Here is a 4705-nt window from a genome sequence, read left to right as displayed (position 1 = left end):
GGTTAAATATGAATTAATAGTTTTTTAATAATAGTTTGATATTTAGTCATATTTCTTTAATAAAACTTATACCACATTGGGTATAATGATTGTGAATTTAAATTCAAAGGAGGTAATCTGCCAAATGCAGAAAAGGAACTATCTTATGATCATTCTTTCCCTGATGATATTTACCATCATCGTGACTGGATGTTCTCCTGATGAGAATGAGAAAGCTCTTAAGGATGATAAAGGAAACATAGTAGCCTTAGACAATAAAGAAAAACCAACTTTACTTTTTTTATTCACAGGGAATAGTTGAGACTACTGTAAATCACAGCTGGTCGAGCTGCAGAAAAATAAAGAGCTATTTGCTGGGTTCCCTGGAGATATTTATGCGCTAAGTGCAGATTCTGTAGAGCATCATAAAGAATTAAAAGCGGAACTGGGTCTGGATTATCCAATATTATCTGATAAATACCTTCAGATGATTGAAAAAGCTGATTTAAAGGATCCAAGCGGGCCTAAATCACTAAGAGGATTTGTAATCCTTGATAAAAAAGGAAACATAATCGAATCACGTCAATTTGATCCATTTGGAGATGAAGCAGCTAACATTATTTCGTATGCTGCTGAAAAACTTCAACAATAAAATAAGGTGAGAAGCCCTCCCTACAAAATAGAAGTGGACTTCTCACCTATTAATATAAAAGTTATAACTTTACTCCTTTAATTTCATTAATTTAAAGTGATATTCAAAGGTGTGAAAAAAGAGGCCGACTCAAAAAGTCGAAATAACGACTTTTTAGGTACGGCCTTTTCTTTGATAAAACTAATTCATAAGGAACCTGTCCGGTGCAACATTACGCAAAAAGGAGCTCGGTTCACCAACACTGTATAGCTGTAAATCATGCATAGCCCTCGTACAGGCATATGGTTCTTTCAAAAGAGCAGAAATGTCACTGGTTTTTTAATTAAATGCTTTACCATAGAGAAGGTATGAATAATTCAGGTTCAATTAGTTCGGGAGTTGATTTTTTCAAAAATTTAGTAATTATTAAAGTAGCTTTGTATTTTTACAGGATCAGAAGTTTCTAACAAAGCTAACATTAACAAAATACGTGCTTTTGCTGGGTTTAAGGAATCAGATGATACGAATTTATTTGTATCATCAGTTGCTTCATGTGTTACCATTCCAGTAGCTACACGTGATGCACGGACAATCACAACGCCTTTTTTCTGGGCATCTACGAGTCCTTCTTGCGTTTCAGGAAAGACGCTTCCGTTTCCAGTACCTGCGTGTATAATCCCTTTTGCTCCTCCCTTAACAGCAGCATCAACCAATACTCTACTATCATTTCCATGCCCATATAAAATTTCTACCTTCGGAAGTTCTGTTACATTACTAATATCAAACTTACTCTCGCTCGTATGTATACGAGAAGGCTTGTTATAGAAATAAGGTTTACTACCTTGAACATTCCCAATATCACCATATTCAAATGAATCAAAAGCGTTGACAGCGGTTGTATTCAATTTCGTAGTATCACGAGCGGAACCAATTTTGTCGTTTAATGCAATCATGACACCATGCCCTTTAGAATCAGGACTTGCAGCAATAGCTACAGCATTGTATAGATTAAGTGGACCATCAGCACTGATCGCTGTTGACGGTCTCATCGCTCCAACAAGAACAACTGGTTTTTCACTCTTGACTACTAAGTTAAGAAAATAGGCTGTTTCTTCAATCGTGTCTGTCCCATGAGTAATAACAATTCCAGCAACGCTATCACTTGCCAATTGTTTATTTACTTCTTTTGCCAGATTTAATAAAACTTCATTGGTCATTGCAGAACTATCAATATTTACAAGTTGTGTTCCCGTTATATTGGCTATTTCTTTCACCTCTGGAACAGCATCTAATAAAGTTTCTATAGCAACTTCTCCTGCTTTATAACCAGTTGTTTGAGTATCAGATGCGGCGACACCTGCGATTGTTCCACCAGTAGCAATAATTGAAACATTGGGTAATTCTTCATTCGTAATATTTTGCGGAGTTTCCTTGACAGTTTCACTTTTCGTTTCAGTTTTCTTTTCAGTTTTCGTTTCACTTTTCGTTTCAGTTTTCGGAGCTTTCTCGATAGTTTCACTTTTGGATTCAGGAGATGAACAGGCTGTTAAGCCGATCAGTAATAATAATGAAAGTGCAATTAGAAAAAATCTGTTTTTGATTGTTTTCCTCATCTAATAAAATCTCCTTTGGAATAAATTTTGCACATCAAATAGAAGTATTGAGAATAGTTTTTCTTCTATAAAAGTGCTTTTTATATTTTTAAGTGAAAAATCTGTTCCGCTCAGAAAACATTTTTCAAAAAGTGATTACTCCTTTCATCATTATTCAGTTTAAAAAGCGATACAAATCTTCACATTAAAAATAAAGAATTTTTTTCCAAAGTTAGTATAATGTCTTTCCTACATAAAACTACTGGAAAACATAGGCTTAATAGAATTGTCACAATATCGACGATTTTTATGTGCGTGAAGGGCTTTAATGGGAGAAGTGTGTAGTTGAATGATGATTCATACTAATAAATGTAGCTTTAATATTTGGATCCTAATATATGGATCTGTGTCTAATTTGTGTTGCCCATAATTTAAAAAAGTGGGAAACCATTTCCAAAAAACAGATGAAAACGCCTAAAGAATAACGGAGATTACTCCTTCTTAGAGGCCATTAATTTCCAAGTAACGCCAAAATTGAAGAAAAATAAAAAACTGACTCAAAGAGTCGTTATTCAACGACCTTTTGAGTCAGCCTCTCTTTAATATTAAACCCGAAGGATCGTAAATTGTCCGCCTCCGAATATTGACTTTGTATAATCAATTTTTACATTATTAAAATAAACTTGATCACGTTCATTAACTAAAAACTGAATTCCGTCTAGTTCAAAGATTTCATCAGTATCTAAAGCCGACTCCTCCAGAGTCAGGCGAAGCTGCGGCCCCCCTCAGCCAATTCCCATTGAAAAGCGGATCAGCGGCTTTTTGCCCTCATTGATTACATCTTGAACTTCATTAGTAATTTTAGTAATTGCTGCATGTGTTACTTTCACCATTTTTTTATACCTCCATAATAAAGTTACTATCTCTTTGCAGTTAATAACCAAGCACTCATGCCGCCTTTGACATTCGTCTCTTTTGGAAATCCTAATTTTTTTAACTTCCTACTGGCCTAATGGCTTCTCATTCCACTTTGACAAAACACAATTTCTTCTATTTCTTTGGAAAGATCTTTCTCTGCTTTTTGAGCAAGTTGATGAAGCGGAATATTTTTAAAACCCTTTATATGATTTCCTTTATATTCTCCAGGTGTACGTACATCAACAAATTGTTTATTTTTGTCATTTAAATCGCATTTCAAATTTGTTGATGCAATATTGATAGCACCTTGCGTCGTCAGAAATCGCTTGATTATAAAGAAAAGAAATAGTGCAATGATAAGATAATTTAAATATTGCAATGTAAAACTCCCAACTTTATATACCCTTATAGGTATTATAAAAGATAAAAAATATATCCATTTTCATGAAATAGCATTTCAACATATTTATCGGCTTTTTACAAGCAGATTCACTGCATCTTTAATTAATTCTTCCATGTTTTTTTCACCTTCGTTATTCGATTTTTGAACACATTCCACTAAATTGGAGCTTACTACTACCCCGATGGTACGATCAATAGCAGTTCTAGCTGCTGATAACTGGGTGATGACTTCTTTACAGTCCTTATTTTCTTCCATCATTTTTAAAATTCCTCTAAGTTGTCCTTCAATACGTTTCACTCTATTTTTCATTTGAGCATTATAATCCATGTTTCCAACCCCTTAATCATTGGTTTTGATAAAAGGAATAGCATTGACAAGAATTATATTATACCCATATAGGTATAATGTCAACGTTATTCTCTTCATGATAAATAATTAAACTTACTGTTTTCAAAAGAAATAAAATGAGCATCAATGTTCGAAGCTCATTTTATTTCAAGATCTCCTTTATATATTTGATTTTTCTATAACTTTTTCTGTTTCCCCAAGTTCATTTGTTTTAATCTTAACATTTTTGCTTTCATTGCTGCCGTATACAGAGGAATAAGTTTTCGAGCAGATTACTTTCTTTGTCATATTTCTTCTCACAAAGCTCAATATTCCCCTAGGGATCCATATACCTATATAGGTATTATATTTAATAAAAATTATTGTAAAGCATCTTTTTTATACACGTTTTTTAGGTGCAATTTTCAAATTTTAGATCTTATTGTTCAATTTCAAATGGCCAGGCATTCATACCCTCAGTCAAGTTATAAATTTTCTTAAAACCTTTGCTTGTTAAAATTTCACTAGCTTTGACAGAACGGTTGCCGCTGCGGCAGACCACTAAATAGGGGTCATTCTTTTTTAATTCATTTAATCTTTCTTCTAATTCTTGGACTGGGATCAACGTTGCATCAGGAATATGCCCCGTTTGAAATTCTTCTTGCGTTCTTACATCTAACACGACAACTTCTTTGTTGTCTATTAATTTTTTAGCTTCATCTGAAGATACATTTCGATATCCTTCATTTCCACATGCAGTAAGTACTAAGACTAAAAATAGGGTTAAAAAGGGCAATAATTTTTTCAATGTAAAACCACCTTTAGACGAATTCCCCTGATTACTCCAGGGGGTAT

At 33.7% G+C, this 4705-nt stretch carries 5 protein-coding genes and 2 pseudogenes; 2 read left to right on the top strand and 5 right to left on the bottom strand.

Features of this window, described 5'->3' with window-relative positions; translation table 11 throughout:
- The first annotated feature begins 124 nt into the window (after nucleotides 1-124).
- Both V7150_RS26405 and V7150_RS26400 read left to right on the top strand, forming a co-directional pair.
- Nucleotides 125-301: a hypothetical protein gene (locus V7150_RS26405; RefSeq protein WP_335524254.1), complete on the top strand. Its 177-nt coding sequence runs from the start codon at nucleotides 125-127 to the stop codon at nucleotides 299-301.
- 15 nt (nucleotides 302-316) lie between these two features.
- Nucleotides 317-631, top strand: a pseudogene (locus V7150_RS26400) (redoxin domain-containing protein); the annotation flags it as partial.
- Nucleotides 632-1026: 395 nt separating this feature from the next.
- Here V7150_RS26400 and V7150_RS26395 read toward each other — a convergent pair.
- The 5 genes and pseudogenes from V7150_RS26395 to V7150_RS26375 all read right to left on the bottom strand — a co-directional run.
- Nucleotides 1027-2223, bottom strand: a complete 1197-nt coding sequence (locus V7150_RS26395) for a type II asparaginase (protein WP_335524251.1) — start codon at nucleotides 2221-2223, stop codon at nucleotides 1027-1029.
- An 898-nt stretch (nucleotides 2224-3121) separates the two neighbouring features.
- A pseudogene (locus V7150_RS26390) lies at nucleotides 3122-3499 on the bottom strand (rhodanese-like domain-containing protein).
- An 87-nt stretch (nucleotides 3500-3586) separates the two neighbouring features.
- Entirely contained in the window at nucleotides 3587-3850 is a 264-nt protein-coding gene (locus V7150_RS26385) for a metal-sensitive transcriptional regulator (RefSeq protein WP_335524249.1), read from the bottom strand.
- A 180-nt stretch (nucleotides 3851-4030) separates the two neighbouring features.
- Entirely contained in the window at nucleotides 4031-4159 is a 129-nt protein-coding gene (locus tag V7150_RS26380; protein ID WP_335524247.1) for a hypothetical protein, read from the bottom strand.
- Between the two features lie 130 nt (nucleotides 4160-4289).
- A partial coding sequence (locus V7150_RS26375; RefSeq protein ID WP_335524244.1) for a rhodanese-like domain-containing protein occupies nucleotides 4290-4705 on the bottom strand: 416 nt, incomplete at its 5' end.

Source organism: Neobacillus drentensis, from assembly GCF_036965245.1.
GTDB lineage: Bacteria > Bacillota > Bacilli > Bacillales > Cytobacillaceae > Neobacillus > Neobacillus drentensis_G.
Note: the sequence above shows the minus strand (reverse complement) of the source record. Positions and strands in the feature narration are given on the sequence as shown.

What these genes read in the sequence shown, in the direction of transcription:
- V7150_RS26405 (WP_335524254.1), top strand. Translation starts at nt 125, where the DNA reads ATGCAGAAAAGGAACTATCTTATGATCATTCTTTCCCTGATGATATTT.
- V7150_RS26395 (WP_335524251.1), bottom strand. Translation starts at nt 2,223, where the DNA reads ATGAGGAAAACAATCAAAAACAGATTTTTTCTAATTGCACTTTCATTA.
- V7150_RS26385 (WP_335524249.1), bottom strand. Translation starts at nt 3,850, where the DNA reads ATGGATTATAATGCTCAAATGAAAAATAGAGTGAAACGTATTGAAGGA.
- V7150_RS26380 (WP_335524247.1), bottom strand. Translation starts at nt 4,159, where the DNA reads ATGACAAAGAAAGTAATCTGCTCGAAAACTTATTCCTCTGTATACGGC.